Origin of the sequence: Acidithiobacillus sp. (assembly GCF_023255755.1) — a bacterium.
GTDB lineage: Bacteria > Pseudomonadota > Gammaproteobacteria > Acidithiobacillales > Acidithiobacillaceae > Acidithiobacillus.
The window spans coordinates 1-19,431 of the sequence record NZ_JAGDVS010000027.1 but is presented as its reverse complement, the minus strand read 5'-3'; the positions used below and the strand labels follow the sequence as shown (position 1 = coordinate 19,431).

Genomic DNA, 19,431 nt, shown 5'->3' with positions numbered 1-19,431 from the left:
ATGCCGGACAGGATGCCCTGCAGGAGTGCATGGCCGACCTCGGTGGTTTCGAACACAACATCCAGTCCCTGCGGATCGTGGACCACCTGGAAAAGCGCTATGGCGACTTTCCGGGCCTGAACCTGAGCTTTGAAACCCGCGAGGGCATTCTCAAGCACTGCGCCAAAAGCAAAGCTGCCGATCTGGGAGATGTGGGTGAACGCTTTCTGCAGGGCACCCAGCCCAGTCTGGAGGCGCAGATCACCAATCTCGCCGATGAAATCGCCTATAACAACCATGACATCGACGACGGCCTGCGTGCCGGTCTGCTGAACCGGGAAGAACTCTGCGCCAGCACCTTGTACGGGGCTATTTTTGCTGGGGTACAGCAACGTTATCCCGACGCTTCCCAGACCATATTGCGTCACGAAACGGGCCGCCGCCTCATCGATCTGCTCATCCGCGATCTGGTCGATGAAACCCGGCGCCGCATTGCCGCAGAGGGCATCGCCACGATTGCGGAAGTGCGGGCCGCGCCGCGCCCCCTCGCCGCCCACAGCCCAGCCATCGCCCACGAAGTCGCCACCCTCAAACACTTCCTCTTTCAGCGGATGTATCGTCACCCCCGGGTGCATCGTCAGGCAGAAAAAGCCAAGCGCCTGGTACGCAAACTTTTTCATACCCTGCGTGAAGATCCGCGACTGCTCCCGCTGAAATATCAGGTGCGCATCAACGAGTGTGACGGTGCAGCGAAGCGCCAGGCGCGTGTCGTTGCCGACTATGTGGCCGGCATGACCGACCGCTTTGCCATTGCCGAGTATGACCGCCTCTTCGATCCACACGGCGAGGCTTGAGCCCTTGGATGGTGCCCACGAGCGCGTTATACTGCCCGGCCCTGCTTTGCAGTCCGGCGACAGGGTGACGTGACAATCAGGTGACGATATGACGCAAAGCTTATACTCCCCCGACTTTGAACGGGACTCCTGCGGCTTCGGGCTGATTGCCCAGATGGACAACCAGGCCAGTCACGCCATTGTCGCGACGGCAATCACTTCCCTGGCGCGGCTCACCCACCGCGGCGCGGTAGCCGCCGACGGCAAAAGTGGCGACGGTTGCGGCTTGCTGTTGCAAATGCCGGAGGCCTTTTTTCGCGCTATCGCCGCCGATCAGGGTATCACTCTCGGCAAGCATTTCGGTATCGGCCAGTTTTTTCTCCCACAGGACCAAGCTGTTGCGGGTGAAATCCGCACGACACTGGATGCCGAAGCCCAAGACCTCGGTCTCCGATGTCTGGGCTGGCGCGAGGTCCCTACCGACCTTGCCGCTTGTGGCGATGAAGCCCTTGGGAGCCTGCCAGGAGTCTGGCAGGCCTTTGTGGACCTCCCCGACGCTGCGGACACGGACAGTCGCGAACGCCTCCTCTATCGCCTGCGGCGGCGGGTAGAAAAACGCTTTGTCGACGAGAGCAGTTTTTTTGCTGTGACCTGCTCCTCTCAGGTCATCGGCTACAAGGGCTTAGTGCTGCCAGAGAATCTCCCCGTTTTTTATCCCGACCTCTGCGACCCGCGCTTCGCCTCCGCGCTCGTCACCTACCACCAACGCTTTTCCACTAATACCTGGCCGGAATGGCGGCTATGCCAACCCTTCCGCATGCTCGCCCACAATGGCGAGTTGAATACGGTGCAGGGCAACCGCCTGTGGGCCAAGGCCCGCGAGGCGCAACTCCAATCCGACCTGCTGCCTATGGCTGAAGTGCTGCCTGCGGTGGGCGGCGGCAGCGACTCCTTCAGCCTCGACAACATGCTTGAACTGCTGGTGCAGGGCGGCATGGACTTCTTCAAGGCCATCCGTCTGCTGGTGCCGCCCGCCTGGCATAATGTCCCGCGCATTGAGCCCGCCCTACGCGCCTTCTACGAATATCACTCCATGCGCATGGAGGCCTGGGATGGCCCTGCCGGACTGGTGCTGAACACCGGACGCATCGCTGCCTGCGCACTGGATCGCAACGGTCTGCGCCCGGCCCGTTATGTCATCACCAAAGACCGTATCATCAACATCGCTTCCGAAGTGGGCGTCTTTGACTACGATCACCGCGACATCGCCGTGCAGGGTCGGGTCGGGCCAGGGCAACTGGTGGCGGTGGATATGGCCACCGGTAAATTCCTGGAGTCGGCAGACATCGACGCGCAAATCCAGAACAGCCACCCCTACCGGGAATGGCTGGATCAGTATGCTGAGCATCTCGACAGTGACGATAGCGACACCACCCCCGCACTGCCGGTAACCGACCTTTTGGTCAGCGAAAAGGCCTTTGGTGTCAGCTTTGAGGAAGAAGACCAGGTGATCCGCGTCCTCGCCGAAGGCGCCCAGGAAGCCGTCGGTTCCATGGGCGACGATACCCCCGTGGCGGTCCTGTCGCGGCAAGCCCGGCATATTGCCGATTATTTCCGGCAGCAGTTCGCCCAGGTCACCAATCCCCCCATAGATCCCCTGCGCGAAGCGCTGGTGATGTCCCTCAACACGGTCATCGGCAGCGAGAGCAATCTCTTCGCCGAGCGTCCCGAATATGCCCGGCGCATTGAAGTACACTCCCCGGTGCTCTCCGACGCCACTTTCAGCGCCCTCACCAGCCGCACGGAACCTGCCTTTCGCGGCCAGACTTTTGATCTCTGCTATTCCGCTGCGGACAGCAATCTAGGAGGCGCCATCGAAGCCCTCTGCGAAGAAGTCATCGAAGCGGTGCGGCACGGAGCCGTTATCCTGGTGCTCTCAGATCACGCCCTGGGGCGCGATCGGCTCTACATCCCGGCACTGATGGCGGTAGGTGCAGTCCACCATGCCCTCATTGAGGCCGGCCTGCGCACCCGCTGCAATATCGTCGTGGCCACCGCCCATACCCGCGATCCCCACCATTTCGCCACTTTGATCGGTTACGGTGCCACCGCTGTCTACCCCTACCTGAGCTATGCCATCATCCGCAGTCTGGCCGAGCGGCATGCCTTCAGCCAGCCGGTCACGGTCCTCAAGGCGCTGGAAAATTATCGCAAAGGCATCGACAAAGGCCTCTACAAGATCCTGTCCAAGATGGGGATTTCCACCCTCGCCTCCTACCGCAGTACCCAGCTCTTTGAGGCACTGGGCCTGGATCAGATGGTGGTGGAGCGCTGCTTCAAGGGGACGGTGAGCCGGATTGGCGGCGCTTCCTTCAGTACATTGGAAAGCGATATCCGCCAGCAGGTCCGCGACGCCTACCTGCCGCGAAAGACACTTCCTGTCGGCGGTCTGCTCAAATATGTCAACGGCGGTGAATATCACGCCTACCACCCGGACGTTGTCCAGAGCCTGCAAACAGCCGTAAAATCAGGGCGCTATGCCGACTATCAGGTATTTTCCGGACTCGTCAATGAGCGCCCGGTCACCAACCTGCGCGACTTACTGCAATTGCGCACCATAACACAACCCATTCCACTCAGTGAGGTCGAGCCCATCGAGGCCATTACCCGCCGTTTTGACACCGCAGCCATGTCCCTGGGCGCGCTCTCGCCCGAGGCCCATGAGGCCTTGGCTATCGCCATGAACACCATCGGCGGGCGCTCCAACTCCGGTGAAGGCGGCGAAGATCCGGCCCGTTACCACAACAACAAGGTCAGCAAGATCAAGCAGATCGCCTCCGGTCGCTTTGGCGTGACACCGGAATATGCCGTCAATGCCGAAGAGTTGCAGATCAAGGTAGCCCAGGGTGCCAAGCCCGGCGAAGGCGGTCAACTGCCGGGGCATAAGGTCAGCGGCATCATCGCCCGTCTGCGCTACGCCAAGGAGGGCGTCGCCCTCATCAGCCCGCCGCCCCACCACGATATCTATTCCATCGAGGATCTGGCACAGCTCATTTTTGACCTCAAGCAGATCAATCCGCAGGCCTATGTCTCCGTCAAACTGGTCTCCGAGGCTGGTGTCGGTACCATCGCGGCCGGGGTAGCCAAGGCCTATGCCGACCGTATCACCATCGCCGGTTACGACGGTGGCACCGGCGCCAGTCCGCTGAGTTCGGTCAAATATGCCGGCTCACCGTGGGAACTGGGCCTGGCGGAAACCCAGGTCACCCTGCGCCGCAACCACTTGCGGCATCGGGTGCGTTTGCAGGCCGACGGCGGCTTCAAAACCGGACTGGATGTGGTCAAAGGCGCCCTGCTGGGAGCGGAAAGCTTCGGTTTTGGCACCGCACCAATGATTGCACTGGGTTGCAAGTATCTGCGCATCTGCCATCTCAACAACTGTGCCACCGGCATTGCCACGCAGGATGAAACCCTGCGCAAACATTTCACCGGCCTCCCGGAAATGGTCATCAATTATTTCCGCTTCGTCGCCGAAGAAGCCCGCGAAATCATGGCGCAACTCGGCGTCCGGCGTTTCGACGACCTCGTTGGTGCCAGCCAGATGCTGGAAATCGGTGGGGTGCAGACGGAAAAACAGGCGCATCTGGACCTGCGTCCGCTGCTGGGCAATACCGACCTGCGCGATGCCGACACCAACATTCAGACCCAGGACCGCAACCCGCCTTTCGACAAGGGTGATCTGGCGGAAACCATGGTGAAGGACGCCCGATCCGCGCTGGAAGCGCAAATCCCCACCCGCCTGCACTATCCAATCCGTAACGTGAACCGCTCCATCGGCGCCCGTCTCGCCGGAGAAATCGCCCGTCGCTATGGTAATTCTGGTCTGCGCGAGGATGTTGTGCATATCGAACTTCACGGAACAGCAGGTCAGTCTTTTGGTGCCTTCTGCGTGCAGGGGATGACCTTGCATCTGCACGGCGATGCCAACGATTACGTGGGTAAGGCCATGAACGGCGGCACCATTGTCATAGCGCCGCCAGCGGGCGTTTCCTACGCCAGCCAGGACTCGGCCATTGTCGGCAACACCTGTTTGTATGGGGCCACCGGCGGGCGTCTCTATGCGGCCGGGCGCGCCGGTGAGCGCTTTGCGGTGCGTAACTCCGGGGCCATCGCCGTGATCGAAGGCGCCGGGGATCACGCCTGCGAGTACATGACCGGCGGCCAGATCGTCATCCTCGGCTCGGTCGGCGTAAATTTCGGGGCGGGCATGACCGGTGGTCTCGCCTTTGTCCGCGATCAAGCCCGGCAGTTCCCTGATCAGGTGAACGGCGAACTGGTGAATTATCACCGGATTGAAACCGAGTCCATGCGCGGCTACGAGGCCCTCCTGCGGCGCCACATCGAAGCCCATGCGGGCACCACAGGCAGCCGTTATGCCGCAGGACTGCTCAAGGACTGGACCCACTTTATCCGCGATGTCTGGCTGGTGGTGCCCAAGGCCGCCAGGCTAGATGTCCTGCTCGAAGAAGCAAGCTGACCGCGTCACCCTGAGGAAAAACCATGAGTCATTTTTCATTCATCGAAGACCCGCGGCAGGACCCCAAAAAGCTGGACGTGGAAGAACGCCGCGAGGCCTTCAAGGAAATCTACCAAAGCTTTGACCTGGACAGTGCCCAGCTTCAGGCCGACCGCTGCCTGCACTGCGGCAATCCGTATTGTGAGTGGAAGTGCCCGGTGCACAACTATATTCCCAACTGGCTGCAGCTCATTGTTGAGAATCGTCTGGAAGAAGCGGCCAGTCTGTCCCATCAGACCAATACCCTGCCGGAGATCTGTGGCCGCATCTGCCCGCAGGACCGCCTTTGCGAGGGCGCATGTACCCTCAATGACGGCTTTGGCGCCGTCACCATTGGCAACCTCGAAAGATTCATCACCGAAGAAGCCCTGGCCCGCGGCTGGCGGCCGGAAATGCCCGATATCATCCCTAACGGCAAGCGTGTTGCTGTGGTGGGGGCCGGCCCTGCCGGACTGGGTTGTGCAGATATTCTCAACCGCGCCGGCACCGAAGTGGTTGTCTTTGACCGCTACCCGGCGGTTGGCGGCCTGCTCACCTTTGGCATCCCGCCTTTCAAGCTGGAAAAAGCGGTGGTCGCCCGCCGCGCCGATCTGTTGCAGGAAATGGGTATTCGTTTTCAGCTCGATACGGAAGTCGGCAAGGATATTTCTCTGGCCAGGCTGCTGGAAGATTTTGACGCCGTGTTTCTGGGGATGGGCACCTACGCCGCCAAGCGCGGCGATTTCCCTGGCGAAAACCTGCCTGGCGTCCTCAAGGCGCTGTCCTATCTGATCGCGAACACCCGTCACCTGATGCAGTTGCCTGATCCGACCCTCCCTTATGTCAGCCTGTCCGGCAAGCAAGTCGTGGTACTGGGTGGCGGCGATACCGCCATGGACTGTCTGCGCACCGCCATCCGCCAGGGTGCTAGCCGCGTCACCTGTGCCTATCGCCGCGATGAAGAAAACATGCCTGGCTCGCGCCGGGAAGTCGCCAATGCCCGCGAAGAAGGTGTCAAATTCCTCTTCAACCGCCAGCCCGTCGAGGTCATTGGTGATGCGGCATCGGGCGCACGGGGGGTGCGCCTGGTCGAAACCCGTCTGGGGGAGCCCGATGCCAAGGGCCGTCGCCATCCGGAAATTGTCCCTGGCTCCGAGCAGGTGCTGGATGCCGATGCGGTGATCATCGCTTTTGGTTTTGATCCCTCCCCCGCCCCCTGGTTTGCGGAATACGGCATCAGCACGGACGCCCGTGGGCGGATCAGTACCAACGAACAATTCCAGACCACTAACCCACGTATCTTTGCCGGGGGCGACATGCGCCGCGGCTCTGATCTGGTCGTCACGGCGGTAGATGAAGGACGCCGGGCCGCCGAGGGCATTCTCAATCAACTGGGCGTATAGACGATGAAATCCACATTACAGAATGATAATTTCCTGCGTGCCTGCCTGCGCCAGCCGGTGGATCATGTCCCCATCTGGCTGATGCGTCAGGCCGGGCGTTACCTGCCGGAGTACCGTGCTACCCGCGCCCGTGCCGGGGATTTTCTCACCCTCTGCACCACACCGGAACTGGCCTGTGAAGTGACACTGCAGCCCATTGATCGCTTTCCGCTGGATGCCGCCATCCTTTTCTCGGACATTCTGACCATTCCTTATGTCATGGGACTCGGGCTGCAATTTCAGGAGGGCGAAGGTCCGGTATTCGAACGTCCCTTGCGTAACGCTGCGGACATCGACGCACTGAGTCAGCCCGATCCGGAAACGGAGCTGCGCTTTGTGATGGATGCGGTGCGCCTCATCCGCCGTGAACTGAATGGACGGGTGCCTCTCATCGGCTTTGCTGGCAGCCCCTGGACCCTCGCCTGCTACATGATCGAAGGTCGCGGCAGCCGCGACTTCATCCATATCAAAGGGTTACTATATAGCGATCCGGCGCTGCTGCATCGCCTCCTACGTCATCTGGCCGCATCGGTCAGCCAATACCTCAACGCGCAGATTGCCGCTGGGGCGCAGGCAGTGATGATTTTTGATACCTGGGGTGGCAGTCTCAGCACCCCGGCTTATACAGAGTTCTCGCTTGCCTACATGAGCGAGATCATCGCCAGTTTGAAGCGCGAGGCGGAAGGCCGCCAGGTACCGATCCTGCTCTTTACCAAGGGCGGGGGTAACTGGTTGGAGGCAATGGCGGCGAGCGGCGCCGATGTGCTGGGCCTCGACTGGACAACCGAGTTAAGTGTCGCCCGCCAACATCTGGGTGATGGCATAGCGCTGCAGGGCAATATGGACCCCATCGCCCTCTACGGCAGCGCCAGCGCTGTCGCCGCAGAGGCCGAGCGCGTTCTGGCCAGCCATGGACCTGGGCCGGGCCACATCTTTAATCTCGGCCATGGCATCACCCCGCAAACCCCCATCGGAAATGTCGCCACCCTGGTGGAGAGCGTTCAGAACTGGCGGCCTGCCTAACCCTCGCGACCATGCCGCCACGCTGCCCAGGCATCCCGGATAAGACGACGGCGGGGATTATGCAGATAGGTGATTGAAGCCCCCTGCTCCATCCGCTGTAAGGCATCGGCAATAACCGCCTGAGCCGTTGCTGCCAGTTTCCGGCGACCCAATTCTGGCGCCAGCGCGGGCAGGAATTCCACGCGCAGTGTCAACGGTGCCGCCGCCGCCAGTCTCCAGAGATGTCCAAACAAGCTATCTTCACCAATGAAGGGGCAGAGAGGGTCGGGCTGACCGGGGCACAGCACATCTTCGTAACGCAAAGCCACCGGAATCGTCGATGCTACTGCCCCAGAGGCAATTTCAAAAGGTGCCGCAAAAAAATCGCCTACCCTTTTGCCGTCGCTAGTGGTGCCTTCCGGGAAAAGGATGATGCTAGTGCCCGCTGCCAAAATTTTGCCGGCCTGGCGCACCGTGCGCTGACTCGCACGGGCGTCGCCGCGATCAATAAAGAGCGTCCCCAGCCACTCGCCCATAATCCCGAAAAAAGGCCAGGCACGCATTTCCTTCTTCGCCACAAAACGACCAGGAACCAAGGTCGCGAGTGCGAGAATATCCAGGTAGGAAACATGGTTAGCGGCGACAAGTACCGGCGATTTGGGGACGATTCCATCCACACGCAAATGAATTCCAAAGATACGCAAGGCCCGCCGACTCCACCAGGCAAAGGCCCGATAACTGACCGCGTCCGGTTCGGACTTGCGCGCACAAGTCCATACCGCCAACGGAAAGGCCAGAAACAGATAAAACGCCAGCACCGGTAGCCGCCAGATACGCCGCAAAGCCTTGGGCCGCGAACGGCGCCAGCGCCGCCCCGGGTAAGCCACCAGTACCGAGGCGGGCTTTTTACGGCGCATCATCTACGCGCGTCCACCGGTTCCAGGAAGCGTTGCTGATAGCGCGGGGTGATCAGACTAGACTCGCACCAGACGAAGAAATCTGCGCAATGGAATTGCGGATCCCAGAAAGGCTCGCCGCCGATGCGCACTCCCGCCCTTAAATAGCCCTTGAGCAGGCTAGGTAGTGTGGCGGGGCCTACCTGCGCCTGCACATCAAAATTGGGAACGGCGCGCAGGGGGAATACACGCTGCTCCTGCGGCGTAAGGTACGTATGGAGACTCTGGTACAGGGCGCCAAGGGCCGGGCCGTCGGTACTGTGTACACTCGCGCAACCCATGAGATAATCGATTTGCCACATCGCCATGGCCTCAGCCAGCCCCGACCAGAGCAGCGTAATCACTGCGCCCTGACGATAGTCGGGGTGTACGCAGGATCGCCCCAGTTCCATAATCCGCGTGTTCAACGCCAGCAGACGTGAAAGGTCAAACTCTGTCTCAGCATAATAGCGGCCTACCCGAGCGACCTTCTCGGGGAGGAAGAGACGATAGGTACCAACAACTTCCTGACGGACCTCATCTTCGACAATCAGGTGCTCACAAAAGGGGTCGTACTCATCCTGATCCAGCCCAGGACGACCACTAAACTGGGCACCATACTCGGCACTGAATACGTCATAGCGCAGTCGTTGCGCCGCTTCTACCTCATCCTGGTGACGTGCCAGATAGAGACGCAACGAGCGCTCTTTCTTCGTGGCGGCGTGACCAGTACTACCGTGAGATTGGGTGCTGAGCATGCAGAGCTCTCCGTGTAAAAACGATAGCAAACCTTGCGTATTATGACTCATAAACATGACAATAGTGCGACAGTTTTATGAACTTTTTGTAACAATGATACGCTGACCCTCACAGAGATGGTAACTTTTCTTCTTAAAACATTATGTTGACCTTGCTGCAAAAGTCGCCGCCCCCGGCGACCATCGTCGATACGGGTATTTTATATCATGATTCAAACAATGCCAGCCCTGATCGTCAAATCGTGGCGGTGCCGATGTGGATCGCGGCAGGCTCTTGCACCGCACGCTCTCAATAGTTACTGTATGCCTTTACTTTTTTTCATTGTATCAGAGGTGAAAGTTCCGCCATGTCCGCCGCCCCCGAGGAAGTCGATGACAGCCCCTATTGCTGCTGTTCGGCCGCCACTTTTCAGGAAATTCTTGAGCGTCAGCGCGCCGCACCCCTGCCCTTTATGGAGCTTTTGATGGTCCACGCCGGCTGCGGCGCTGGCTGCGGCAGTTGCATCGACGATCTGGAAGCCTATTTGCGCAGTCACGACGCCTACATAGAGGATTGAATCCTTCCTGCGCTTTTTGTCCGCCCTGGTGGTCGCGGGGTGGTGATTTTCAGACCATCTGGGCGCCCTTTTTCGCCCGCTCAGATCCGGTCGATTTTCGCCGGGAAATCTGGGAAACCCCAGATGGCGACCGGGTCGCTGTAGACTGGGTGGACGCGTCAGCCAATGCGCCCGTGGTTATTCTCTTTCATGGCTTGGCGAGCAGTTCGCGGGGACATTATGCCCGCTCCCTCGCGGCGGGTTTGCGGCGGAGGGGCTGGGCAGGCTGTTTTATCAATTTCCGCGGCTGCGGAGGAATAGACAACTTACTGCCTCGCGGCTACCACGCGGGTGATAGTGCCGAGATTCGCTGGATGCTGGAGCGTGCTACTGCACTCTTCCCGCGTCGCCCACGCTACGTCGTCGGCGTTTCCCTCGGCGGTAACGCCCTACTCAAATATCTGGGCGAGGTAGGAGACGAGGCGCGCAAAAATCTGGAACGTGCGGCTGCGGTCTGCGCCCCCATTGATCTGGTCGCGACAGCAGAGTATCTGCAATCCAGCCATCTTCGCTTCTACAACCGGTATTTTCTCCAGAAAATGAAGACTTCTGTCCGCCGTTACGAGGCCAGGTACCCGGATATGGCGGACTGGCCACGGGTCTTTTCGGCAAAAAGCGTGTATGATTTCGATGAATATTTTACGGCACCAGTACATGGTTTCTCAGGCGCCCGACACCTCTGGGAAGAGGGCTCCGCAGCGCCGTTGTTGTCACATATCAACGTGCCCACACTGCTTCTGAACAGTGCGGATGATCCTATTGTACCCGTCGACAGCCTGCGCAATGTTCAGACAAGCCCGGCCGTAACACGTTGCATCACCGAGCAAGGCGGCCATGTTGGCTTTATAGATGGAGCCTTTCCGGGCCATCTGCGCTGGTTGCCAAACACGCTGCTGGACTATTTTGAGAGGAAGATGATCCCATGACAGACCACCTGCAACCCCGTCTTCGCGTTCTGCTGGCGGAAGCCATCGCCATTGGCCCCGGCAAGGCCGAACTTCTGCGCCATATCCGCGAAGAAGGCTCCATCTCTGCGGCGGCACGGGCGATGAATATGAGTTACCGGCGCGCCTGGTTGCTGGTGGACACCATGAATCACTGTTTTTTGGCACCGGTGGTGAGCACCGCAACCGGAGGCAGTCACGGCGGCGGTGCGCATCTGACCGAGATGGGGGAAGAGATACTCATCCGTTACGAGGCTATGGAGGCCAAGGCAAACCTGACCCTGGCGCCCGATATCGCCGAATTCCGCAAACTCATGCAACTCCATAAACCGGAAGAAAGCGCTTCGTGAAAAATCTGCTCCGCGAAGTACTGTGCAGCAGGGTCTACGATGTGGCCCGGGAAACGCCCCTGGAAGCGGCGCCCAAACTGAGCGCACGCCTGCAGCGCGAAGTACTGTTCAAACGCGAAGACCTGCAGCCGGTGTTCAGCTTCAAACTGCGCGGCGCCTACAACAAGATCGTCCAGCTTTCGGACGCCGAAAAAGCACGCGGTGTCATCACCGCCAGCGCCGGCAATCATGCGCAGGGCGTCGCCTACGCTGCCCAGAAGCTGGGTATTCGTGCGGTGATCGTCATGCCCGGCACCACTCCGGAAATCAAGGTCAATGCGGTACGGGCGCGGGGTGCGGAGGTCATTCTTCATGGCGACAGCTACTCCGACGCGCAGGCGCATTGCGACGCCCTGATCGCTGAATCGGGCCTGGTCTTCATTCCGCCCTTTGACGATCCGCTGGTCATTGCCGGCCAGGGGACCATAGGCGCAGAGATACTCCGTCAGCGGGGCGCCGGCCTGGAAGCGATTTTTGTTCCAGTGGGAGGCGGCGGTCTCATTGCCGGGGTGGCAGGCTACCTGAAATCCATCGTGCCAGAGATTCGCATCATTGGCGTTGAACCCTTTGAGGCCGATGCCATGTATCAGTCTTTACTGGCGGGGAAGCGGGTGACTCTGCCCCAGGTCGGTATTTTCGCCGACGGCGTGGCGGTGCGCCAGGTAGGAGAACACACCTTTGCCCTCTGCCGCAAATATGTGGACGAGATCGTGCGGGTGAGTAATGACGAGATCTGTGCGGCCATCAAGGATGTTTTCGACGAAACCCGTTCCATTATGGAGCCGGCCGGGGCGCTGGCCCTGGCGGGTCTCAAGCGGATGGCCGTAACCGACCCCGGTCAGGGCGGGGCCTGGGTCGCCCTCCTCTCAGGCGCCAATATGAACTTCGACCGTCTGCGCTTCATCGCCGAGCGGGCGGAACTGGGCGAGGCCCGCGAGGCGCTGTTTGCGGTCACCATCCCGGAGCGGCCGGGGGCCTTTCGCGCTTTCTGTGCGGCGATTGGTCAGCGGGTCGTCACCGAATTCAATTACCGCCTGCACCACCGGGATCAGGCGCATATTTTTGTCGGTGTGGCCATCCGCGACCGGAAAGACGCCAGTGCGTTGCTGGAGAGCTTACGGATCACGGGTCACGAAGCGCTAGACCTGAGTGATGATGAAATGGCCAAACTGCACATCCGCCATATGGTGGGCGGGCATGCGGCGGCCGCGCAGAATGAGCGGATTTATCGTTTTGAGTTTCCGGAACGACCGGGGGCGCTGATGGAGTTTCTCGACAAACTGGGCGGACACTGGAATATCAGTCTCTTCCACTATCGCAATAATGGCGTCGACTTGGGCCGGGTGCTGGCGGGCTTTGAGGTGCCGGACAGCGAGATGGCACAATTCGAATCGCTGCTTGCCCGGCTCGATTACCCGCACGTGGCGGAAACCGCCAACCCGGCCTACCGGTTTTTTCTGGATCAGGGTCAGCACCGAGCCTCTGCTTAATCCCCGCGCGGGGCGAACATCAGGCGCAGGGACTCGCCGATACCCGCCGCCATACCCTGCCAGCGACGGGCAATATCCGCATCCATGTGATCCAGCATGGTTTCGTGAAAAAGCGCGAGCCAGTCATTCACCAGCGGATGGGTTATTCCGACCGGAGCATGCTTGTCGCCCAGCGCATAGCGGTAATCTTTGTAGGGAAGTCCGCCGGACACGGTCCACCAGTAGTGAACGAGACGATCCTTGTGCAACTCCCAGTCCTGGACGATGGAAAAAGGCTCTGCCAGTGTCGGGTGATGCTGGATGCGATTGTAGAAATCATCCACCACGACACGGATCACTGGCAGCGTAATCTTCTCGCAAAGGGGTTCGAGACGGCGTTTGGGAGGGCTTACCTGCTCCATGATCGGCTCCGGCGTCCGCAGACTGCGGAAATATGCAGTATTGCTGATGGAGCAACTGCGGGTCAACATCTAAAAACCAGCCGTTCAGAACCGCTCCGGTCGGTAGGGAGCGGGGTCCGTAAACGGCGTTTCACCCAACATCATCTCGGCCAGCAAACGCCCGGTGGTCGGCCCTAGGGTCAGGCCCTGGTGACAGTGGCCGAAGGCATACCACACACCCGGATGCCCCGGCGCCCGACCAATGATCGGCAGCATGTCGGGGGTGCAGGGGCGCACCCCCATCCAGGGGTCGGCGTCCAGACGCCCGCCGAGGGCAGGCAATAACCGCCGTGCCTGCGCCTCCGCCCGGCTAAGCGGAATAGCGGAAGGCGGTGCATCCCGGCGCGCAAACTCCGCACCGGTCGTCAGCCGGATACCGCGCTGCATGGGCACCAGCATATAGCCCTGATCGGCATCGAGCACCGGGTGACAGAGCGGTGTCGCCTCCGGCTGGGCGTAGTGCATGTGATAGCCCCTTTTTACAAAAAGCGGCGGGTGGTAGCCCAGAGATCCGGTCACATCCGGCGACCAGGCGCCCAAAGCCACCACCACCTCGGCGGCGTCCACCGGCTCATGCACCGTAGCGATGCGCCACCCCGTCGAACCGCGCTCTATGCTCCGCACGGCGCTGGTGCGAAACTCGCCGCCCATCCGGGTAAAATAGCTCAGGTATGCGCGAGTGAGCGCGTGGGGATCGACCACCGCCAGAGGCTGGGTCCAGTGGATACCGCCGGCCAGTCCGGGGCGTAGACTGCACTCCATCGCCGCCACCTGCACGCCGTCGAGTGCGTCGTAAGCCACCTCAAAGTTCCCGGCCTTATACGCGGCCTCTTTCAGGGCATGATCCAGAGACTCGGGATTTTGGTGTACCTGCAACCAACCACCGGGACGGAGCAGGTCGATCGCCCCCGCCGCACCGGCCAGAGCCAGATGATCATCCAGACAGTGGGTAATCAGTGCGGCATAATGCCGGGCAATCATCCGATGACGGTCTTCACGGGAGTTATACCAGTACTGCAGGAAGGGAATCGCCAGACGCGGCAGCATCGTCCCCCGGTAGTAGGCCTCGGTCGACTGATTGCGGGCATAGCTGAGCAGCGTCGCCAGGGCACGGGGAAAGGGATGCGGCATGACCGCCTCGCGCTGAATCAGGCCGGCATTGCCGAAGGATGTCCCCTCCCCGGCCCCCTGCTGGTCCAGAAGAATGGTGGGACGGCCCCGTAACTGCAACTGCAGCGCAATGGAAACCCCGACGATGCCTGCTCCCAGAACCACCACTTCGCCATGTGCTGCCATAAGAACCCCTGGGGAAAGTTGAGAAGGTTAGGGTCCGCCCGATATAGCAGAGGCCGCCGCCCTGGTCAATGTCAGGAAGCTAACCCACGGCACAAGGTTTCACCTGTAACTATATGTTCAACAAGCACCTGGCGAACAGCCGCGGATTCCCGTTTTATTCTTTCAACAGCGCCGGGCCCATGTTGCTGATCTCCTGCAACTTCACCTCATCAAAGACGTAAGTGCGTTGCTCCGTCTTCCGCCAGCGCAGCCAGAGCACATAAAAGATACCCAGCAGTAAAAACACCCCCACGGTCTGATCGATCCCGGCCGCAATATATTCGGGGCCATAGATGAAGAACAGCACCTCCACGGCGGAAAGGCTGATGATCACGACCAGCGATCCGAGCAGAAGACCGGCATGATGATGCGCCTTGAAATGGTGCCGGACGGAGCGGTGCTGAAGCAATAAAAAACGCATCATGTTGATCCCATTCAGTAAAAACTCCGCCACCAGAAAGAATCCCGCCGCGCTCAGCACCAGGTTGAACAGGTCCCGCATATCGGGGAAGAAAACCTGCATGAGGACAACCGCCATGGCCAGCAGGATGGGCAGGATGACAGACCAGTACGGCACGTGCCCGCGATTCAGTCGGCCCAGCCACTTCGGCATCACCCCATCCCTGGACATGGCGAAAAGGGCGCGGGACAGGATGAAGGTGGTGAGCCAGAGGCCACCGGCGGTCGACGCGATAATCGCCATGCGCATCCACGGGAGTAATTGGGGGGACACCGTTGCCGCCCAGAGACTCAGGGTATCACTGGTGTTTTGCAACTGGTCGAGGGGCACCTGATGCAGGAGCAGGGGCCAGATCAGCAGGTAGTAGAGCACCACGCTCACTGCCCCGATGAGTCCTCCCCATCCCGGGGTGATGCGCGGCCTTCTGGATTCTTCCGAGGCGTAGGAGTCGATTTCCCAGCCGTCCACGATGGTGGCGGCCACCACCATGCAGACGATGACGCCGGCCCAGTGAATATGGCTGAGGGAAAATGAACCCGCCCCCGCCGCCGCCGGCCCCCAGTGGGAATAGCCGACGATGGCCATGAGGGCGACGGATACGATTTCGATGAGCAGAAATATCTGGGTGACCCTGGCGGTGATGCGCGCTCCGAACAACAAAACGCCCGCCGCGAACAGTGCCCAGAACGTGGCTGCCACGATCTGCAACCAAACGCCGGGGTGATGTACACCCAACGCCCCCAGGGTGAACTGCGCCGCTGGGATCAGGATCGGCGGGATCGACCAGAAATAGGCCATGATCACGATCCACGCCTGAAAATTCGAGTAATCAATGCCCATTATCCGCCGGGACCAGTGATAGGAGGCACCGGCGTTGGGAAAGTGCTGGTTCAGCGACAGAAATATCCAGGAACACAGGATGAAAGGAATGGCAATCAGCACAATCGCCAGGGGCACCTCTGCTCCCGCTGCGTGGACCATGGCCGAACCTGCGGCCGCCACGCTGAAGATGGGACCCACGCTGGAGATGGACAGGCTGGACAAATCAAAGAGCTGAAATGTCTTGTGCAGCGTCTGACGGGTCTCCGCGGGCATGACCGCCTCCTGGGCACAAGGTATTTCAGGAACCGGCCAACACTTTTCCGGCCTCCGACAACGCCCTGTTACGATGCGCGCGCAACCAGGCAAACCACGGCTCCAGACCGGTTCCCGTGGCAGCAGATATCTGCAACACTTCGGCATGATGCGCGACTTCGTGCAAGTAACCGAGGCAACGTTCCAGGTCGAAGGAAAGGTAGGGCAGCAGATCGATCTTGTTGATCAGGATCAGGTCCGCGCCGTGAAACATGTGGGGGTACTTTGCCGGCTTGTCTTCGCCCTCGGTGACCGCCAGGATAACCACGCGTGCCGCTTCACCAAGATCAAACAGGGCCGGGCATATCAGGTTTCCCACGTTCTCGATGAAGACGACAGAACCGGCAGCCGGATCGATTGCCTGCAGCCCCTGCGCCACCATATCCGCCTCCAGATGACACCCCTGGCCGGTATTGATCTGCACTACGTTGCAACCCACCTGGCGTATGCGTTCCGCATCATGGGTGGTTTCCTGATCGCCCTCCACTACCGCCAGGGGGAACTCGTCCGCCAGTCCCGCCAGGGTTTTTTCCAGCAGGGTCGTCTTCCCGGCGCCGGGTGAACTCATGAGATTCAGGGCAAACACGCCCCGTCCTGCCAGCCAGCCGCGGTTGCGTTCCGCAAGGCGATCATTTTTGTCCAGAATCCGCGCCTCCAGGGACACCAGGTGGGCATCCCCTTCCGCCTGTGCATGGGGGTGGGCGTGTGAATGGGGCTCTGCGCCGCCATGGGCATGGGTATGTCCCGGCACGTCGCGCGATGATCCCAAGGTATCAGGAGCCGCCCCCCCCGCAACACTCAGGTGCGTTATTCGCGTTTGTGCTCCATCGGAGCATCCACAGGTTTTACACATCACTGCACCTCCATATCCTTGACTTTGAGTTCCTTGCCAGCCAGACAGATCAGGTCGCCGGCACCACACGCACAATGTTCGAATACCTGCTGGAGAGCGACGCGTTTGCCACAGGACCGGCATTCGCCCTCACCGGGAATCTCCAGCACTTCCAGATCCGCGCCCTCCAGCGGCGTGCCCCGACTGCACACGTCAAAACAGAAGCGGATGGCGTCCGGCACCACCCCTGATAACAACCCCACTTCCAGCCGCACCCGGATCACCTTACGACCATGGGCCTGCTCGCTGCAGATGGAAACAATGTTGCGGGTAATCCCGAGTTCGTGCATCGCCAGCCCCGTCTAACAGATTCGCGGCAACTGTTCGCCCACCAGCATGTCAACGATGCGTTCACCACCAAAATGACTGCTCAGCACGACCCTTCCGGGAGGGCCCACGAGCACCTCGCCAATAATCCCGGCATAGGTGCCCTCCGGGCAGGAGCGCAACGCCTCCAGGGCGGCCTCGGCCTCTTCCCGTGGCACCACCGCAAGGAGTTTGCCTTCGTTGGCCAGATAGAGGGGATCCAGGCCGAGCACTTCGCAGATGCCTCTGACCACTGGGCGGACCGGAATGCTATCCTCCACGATGCGCATACCCACCCCAGCCCCCTGGGCAAACTCGTTGAGTACCGTAGCCAGCCCGCCGCGGGTCACGTCGCGGATGCATCGGGTTCCCGGTGCCGCCGCCAGCAGGGCAGCGATAATCCCGTGCAACGGCTGGCAATCGCTCTGCACATCGGCGTCCAGGGCCAGATCGCCGCGCGCCTTCAAAATGGCGGCACCATGATCCCCGAGGTGGCCGTTCAACAGCAGTTGGTCACCCGGCTGGATCCGGGCAATCTCCAGATGGACGCCCTTCGGGATGATTCCGATGCCGGCGGTGTTGATGAACAGTTTGTCCGCACTGCCCCGGGGCACCACTTTGGTATCCCCCGTAACAATCCTGACGCTCGCCGCCTGTGCCGCCTGCGCCATGCTGCACATCATCTTTTCCAGAATGGTGAAGGGCAGTCCTTCTTCCAGAATCAGGGAGCAACTCAGCACGACGGGTCGTGCGCCGCCCACCGCCAGATCGTTTACGGTGCCATTGATGGCCAACGTGCCGATGTCACCGCCCGGAAAGCTGAGGGGATCGACGACGTAGGAATCCGTGGTAAAGGCGATCCGGCCACCGTCCCCCAGGATTTCCTGCACATCGATGCGGGCCTGATCCTCCAGCGGCGTGGCACTGGAGGCGCCCAGGGCGGGCAGAATCAATCCTTCGATCAGGTCCCGCATGGCCTTGCCACCACTGCCATGGGAAAGGTTGACGGCATCACCATGGGGTCTTTTGACGCGCGGTTGCGGATTTGCAGCCATCAGAACATCTCCTCTGCGGCAGCGGGGACCTCTGCCGACATCTTTCCGTAATTGAAATAAGCGGCACACGCCCCTTCTGAAGAAACCATCAAAGAGCCCAGCGGCATTTCCGGGGTGCAGGCCCCGCCAAAGACTTTGCATTCCCAGGGCGTTATGATCCCTTTGAGCACCTCTCCACACTGACACGCCTTGGGGTCAGCAATGGACAGATTGGGTACGGTAAAGCGGCGCTCGGCGTCGAAGGCCGCAAGGCGATCGCGGATCCTGACCCCGGAGTGGTCGATGGAGCCGAGCCCCCGCCACTCGAAGCACTCGCGAATCTCGAACACCTGATAGTTGCACCTCCCGGCGATTACGCCACAGGTTCCGTTCGCCCGGACTCCCGCATACGATCCATTTCCGATTGAGCTTCGCCCAGTTGCGTCAGCACGTCCAGCGTCATGGCCGCTTCCTCTTCGCTGATGCGACTCATGGCAAAGCCCACATGCACCAGCACCCATTCACCGACACAGGACTCCAGGATGCTCCGCATCGGCGATACAGGTGATGTTGACCTCCCGCCTTACCCCGTTGATTGCCACCTCCGCCCGTCGTTCCCGTGCGCTGATGATTTTCGTAATCTGTCCCGGGATCCCTAAACACATGACTCATACCCTCCTGCAAGATGATGCTGACCAGTGATGATTTGCGCGGCGCCAACCACGGCCTGACCGAAGGCCAGACCGCCGTCATTGGCAGGGATCAGATGCGGAACCAGGACCTCCAGCCCCTGGGATTTCAGCGCTTCCCGGGTCGCCCGCAGCAATGTCAGATTCTGAAAAACACCACCGGACAAGGCGACGGTGGATGTCCAGGGCGTAGCACCCAGGGCCTCCCTGAGCAATTG

At 60.5% G+C, this 19,431-nt stretch carries 19 protein-coding genes and 1 pseudogene; 8 read left to right on the top strand and 12 right to left on the bottom strand.

Annotated features, from left to right (window positions below; genetic code table 11):
• The 4 genes from Q0C48_RS02100 to hemE all read left to right on the top strand — a co-directional run.
• A partial coding sequence (locus Q0C48_RS02100; protein ID WP_291521078.1) for a deoxyguanosinetriphosphate triphosphohydrolase occupies positions 1–833 on the top strand: 833 nt, incomplete at its 5' end.
• A gap of 88 nt (positions 834–921) precedes the next feature.
• Complete coding sequence (gltB, locus tag Q0C48_RS02095; RefSeq protein WP_291521076.1) at positions 922–5,349, top strand: glutamate synthase large subunit; 4,428 nt, start codon at positions 922–924, stop codon at positions 5,347–5,349.
• 23 nt (positions 5,350–5,372) lie between these two features.
• Complete coding sequence (locus tag Q0C48_RS02090) at positions 5,373–6,770, top strand: FAD-dependent oxidoreductase (protein WP_291521074.1); 1,398 nt, start codon at positions 5,373–5,375, stop codon at positions 6,768–6,770.
• Between the two features lie 3 nt (positions 6,771–6,773).
• Positions 6,774–7,832: a uroporphyrinogen decarboxylase gene (gene hemE, locus Q0C48_RS02085; protein WP_291521072.1), complete on the top strand. Its 1,059-nt coding sequence runs from the start codon at positions 6,774–6,776 to the stop codon at positions 7,830–7,832.
• Here hemE and Q0C48_RS02080 read toward each other — a convergent pair.
• Positions 7,829–8,731 (bottom strand): 1-acyl-sn-glycerol-3-phosphate acyltransferase, encoded by a 903-nt coding sequence (locus tag Q0C48_RS02080; protein WP_291521070.1) that lies wholly within the window; start codon positions 8,729–8,731, stop codon positions 7,829–7,831. The two genes, hemE and Q0C48_RS02080, sit on opposite strands and share 4 nt — an antisense overlap.
• On the bottom strand, positions 8,728–9,504 hold the full coding sequence (locus Q0C48_RS02075; protein WP_291521068.1) for a GNAT family N-acyltransferase: 777 nt from the start codon (positions 9,502–9,504) through the stop codon (positions 8,728–8,730). Before Q0C48_RS02075 ends, Q0C48_RS02080 begins: the two co-directional genes overlap by 4 nt.
• Before the next feature lie 347 nt (positions 9,505–9,851).
• On the opposite strand from Q0C48_RS02075, the gene Q0C48_RS02070 reads away from it, so the two are divergent.
• The 4 genes from Q0C48_RS02070 to ilvA are packed head-to-tail and all read left to right on the top strand — an operon-like array spanning position 9,852 to position 12,923.
• Positions 9,852–10,061, top strand: a complete 210-nt coding sequence (locus Q0C48_RS02070) for a (2Fe-2S)-binding protein (RefSeq protein ID WP_291521065.1) — start codon at positions 9,852–9,854, stop codon at positions 10,059–10,061.
• A complete protein-coding gene (locus Q0C48_RS02065) occupies positions 10,058–11,026 on the top strand; it encodes an alpha/beta fold hydrolase (protein ID WP_291521063.1) in 969 nt (322 codons plus the stop codon). The genes Q0C48_RS02070 and Q0C48_RS02065 overlap by 4 nt, the downstream gene beginning before the upstream one ends.
• Positions 11,023–11,394, top strand: a complete 372-nt coding sequence (locus tag Q0C48_RS02060; protein WP_291521061.1) for a winged helix-turn-helix domain-containing protein — start codon at positions 11,023–11,025, stop codon at positions 11,392–11,394. The genes Q0C48_RS02065 and Q0C48_RS02060 overlap by 4 nt, the downstream gene beginning before the upstream one ends.
• On the top strand, positions 11,391–12,923 hold the full coding sequence (ilvA, locus tag Q0C48_RS02055) for a threonine ammonia-lyase, biosynthetic (RefSeq protein WP_291521059.1): 1,533 nt from the start codon (positions 11,391–11,393) through the stop codon (positions 12,921–12,923). Before Q0C48_RS02060 ends, ilvA begins: the two co-directional genes overlap by 4 nt.
• Here the strand turns inward: ilvA and Q0C48_RS02050 are convergent.
• From Q0C48_RS02050 to Q0C48_RS02005, 10 genes and pseudogenes are all read right to left on the bottom strand, one after another.
• Positions 12,920–13,324: a group III truncated hemoglobin gene (locus Q0C48_RS02050; protein WP_291521057.1), complete on the bottom strand. Its 405-nt coding sequence runs from the start codon at positions 13,322–13,324 to the stop codon at positions 12,920–12,922. The two genes, ilvA and Q0C48_RS02050, sit on opposite strands and share 4 nt — an antisense overlap.
• 84 nt (positions 13,325–13,408) lie before the next feature.
• Positions 13,409–14,659 (bottom strand): FAD-binding oxidoreductase, encoded by a 1,251-nt coding sequence (locus tag Q0C48_RS02045; protein WP_291521055.1) that lies wholly within the window; start codon positions 14,657–14,659, stop codon positions 13,409–13,411.
• Between the two features lie 154 nt (positions 14,660–14,813).
• Positions 14,814–16,253, bottom strand: coding sequence for an APC family permease (locus Q0C48_RS02040; protein WP_291521053.1), 1,440 nt, complete (start codon positions 16,251–16,253; stop codon positions 14,814–14,816).
• A gap of 25 nt (positions 16,254–16,278) precedes the next feature.
• Positions 16,279–17,145 carry a hydrogenase nickel incorporation protein HypB gene (hypB, locus tag Q0C48_RS02035; RefSeq protein WP_291521051.1) on the bottom strand — a complete coding sequence of 289 codons (867 nt, stop codon included), beginning with the start codon at positions 17,143–17,145 and terminating at the stop codon, positions 16,279–16,281.
• Positions 17,145–17,474 carry a hydrogenase maturation nickel metallochaperone HypA gene (locus Q0C48_RS02030; RefSeq protein WP_291521049.1) on the bottom strand — a complete coding sequence of 110 codons (330 nt, stop codon included), beginning with the start codon at positions 17,472–17,474 and terminating at the stop codon, positions 17,145–17,147. Before Q0C48_RS02030 ends, hypB begins: the two co-directional genes overlap by 1 nt.
• A gap of 12 nt (positions 17,475–17,486) precedes the next feature.
• Positions 17,487–18,545 carry a hydrogenase expression/formation protein HypE gene (hypE, locus tag Q0C48_RS02025; protein WP_291521046.1) on the bottom strand — a complete coding sequence of 353 codons (1,059 nt, stop codon included), beginning with the start codon at positions 18,543–18,545 and terminating at the stop codon, positions 17,487–17,489.
• Complete coding sequence (locus Q0C48_RS02020) at positions 18,545–18,874, bottom strand: hypothetical protein (RefSeq protein WP_291521044.1); 330 nt, start codon at positions 18,872–18,874, stop codon at positions 18,545–18,547. Before Q0C48_RS02020 ends, hypE begins: the two co-directional genes overlap by 1 nt.
• A gap of 23 nt (positions 18,875–18,897) precedes the next feature.
• On the bottom strand, positions 18,898–19,077 hold the full coding sequence (locus tag Q0C48_RS02015) for a HypC/HybG/HupF family hydrogenase formation chaperone (protein WP_291521042.1): 180 nt from the start codon (positions 19,075–19,077) through the stop codon (positions 18,898–18,900).
• Entirely contained in the window at positions 19,046–19,189 is a 144-nt protein-coding gene (locus Q0C48_RS02010; RefSeq protein WP_291521040.1) for a HypC/HybG/HupF family hydrogenase formation chaperone, read from the bottom strand. The genes Q0C48_RS02015 and Q0C48_RS02010 overlap by 32 nt, the downstream gene beginning before the upstream one ends.
• Positions 19,180–19,431, bottom strand: a pseudogene (locus tag Q0C48_RS02005) (carbamoyltransferase HypF); the annotation flags it as partial. The gene Q0C48_RS02010 and the pseudogene Q0C48_RS02005, both read right to left, overlap by 10 nt.

Excerpts from the sequence above, each read along its gene's own strand:
- gltB (WP_291521076.1), top strand. The coding sequence starts at position 922 with ATGACGCAAAGCTTATACTCCCCCGACTTTGAACGGGACTCCTGCGGC.
- Q0C48_RS02090 (WP_291521074.1), top strand. The coding sequence starts at position 5,373 with ATGAGTCATTTTTCATTCATCGAAGACCCGCGGCAGGACCCCAAAAAG.
- hemE (WP_291521072.1), top strand. The coding sequence starts at position 6,774 with ATGAAATCCACATTACAGAATGATAATTTCCTGCGTGCCTGCCTGCGC.
- Q0C48_RS02080 (WP_291521070.1), bottom strand. The coding sequence starts at position 8,731 with ATGATGCGCCGTAAAAAGCCCGCCTCGGTACTGGTGGCTTACCCGGGG.
- Q0C48_RS02075 (WP_291521068.1), bottom strand. The coding sequence starts at position 9,504 with ATGCTCAGCACCCAATCTCACGGTAGTACTGGTCACGCCGCCACGAAG.
- Q0C48_RS02070 (WP_291521065.1), top strand. The coding sequence starts at position 9,852 with ATGTCCGCCGCCCCCGAGGAAGTCGATGACAGCCCCTATTGCTGCTGT.
- Q0C48_RS02060 (WP_291521061.1), top strand. The coding sequence starts at position 11,023 with ATGACAGACCACCTGCAACCCCGTCTTCGCGTTCTGCTGGCGGAAGCC.
- Q0C48_RS02050 (WP_291521057.1), bottom strand. The coding sequence starts at position 13,324 with ATGGAGCAGGTAAGCCCTCCCAAACGCCGTCTCGAACCCCTTTGCGAG.
- Q0C48_RS02045 (WP_291521055.1), bottom strand. The coding sequence starts at position 14,659 with ATGGCAGCACATGGCGAAGTGGTGGTTCTGGGAGCAGGCATCGTCGGG.
- Q0C48_RS02040 (WP_291521053.1), bottom strand. The coding sequence starts at position 16,253 with ATGCCCGCGGAGACCCGTCAGACGCTGCACAAGACATTTCAGCTCTTT.
- hypB (WP_291521051.1), bottom strand. The coding sequence starts at position 17,145 with ATGTGTAAAACCTGTGGATGCTCCGATGGAGCACAAACGCGAATAACG.
- Q0C48_RS02030 (WP_291521049.1), bottom strand. The coding sequence starts at position 17,474 with ATGCACGAACTCGGGATTACCCGCAACATTGTTTCCATCTGCAGCGAG.
- hypE (WP_291521046.1), bottom strand. The coding sequence starts at position 18,545 with ATGGCTGCAAATCCGCAACCGCGCGTCAAAAGACCCCATGGTGATGCC.
- Q0C48_RS02015 (WP_291521042.1), bottom strand. The coding sequence starts at position 19,077 with ATGCGGAGCATCCTGGAGTCCTGTGTCGGTGAATGGGTGCTGGTGCAT.
- Q0C48_RS02010 (WP_291521040.1), bottom strand. The coding sequence starts at position 19,189 with ATGTGTTTAGGGATCCCGGGACAGATTACGAAAATCATCAGCGCACGG.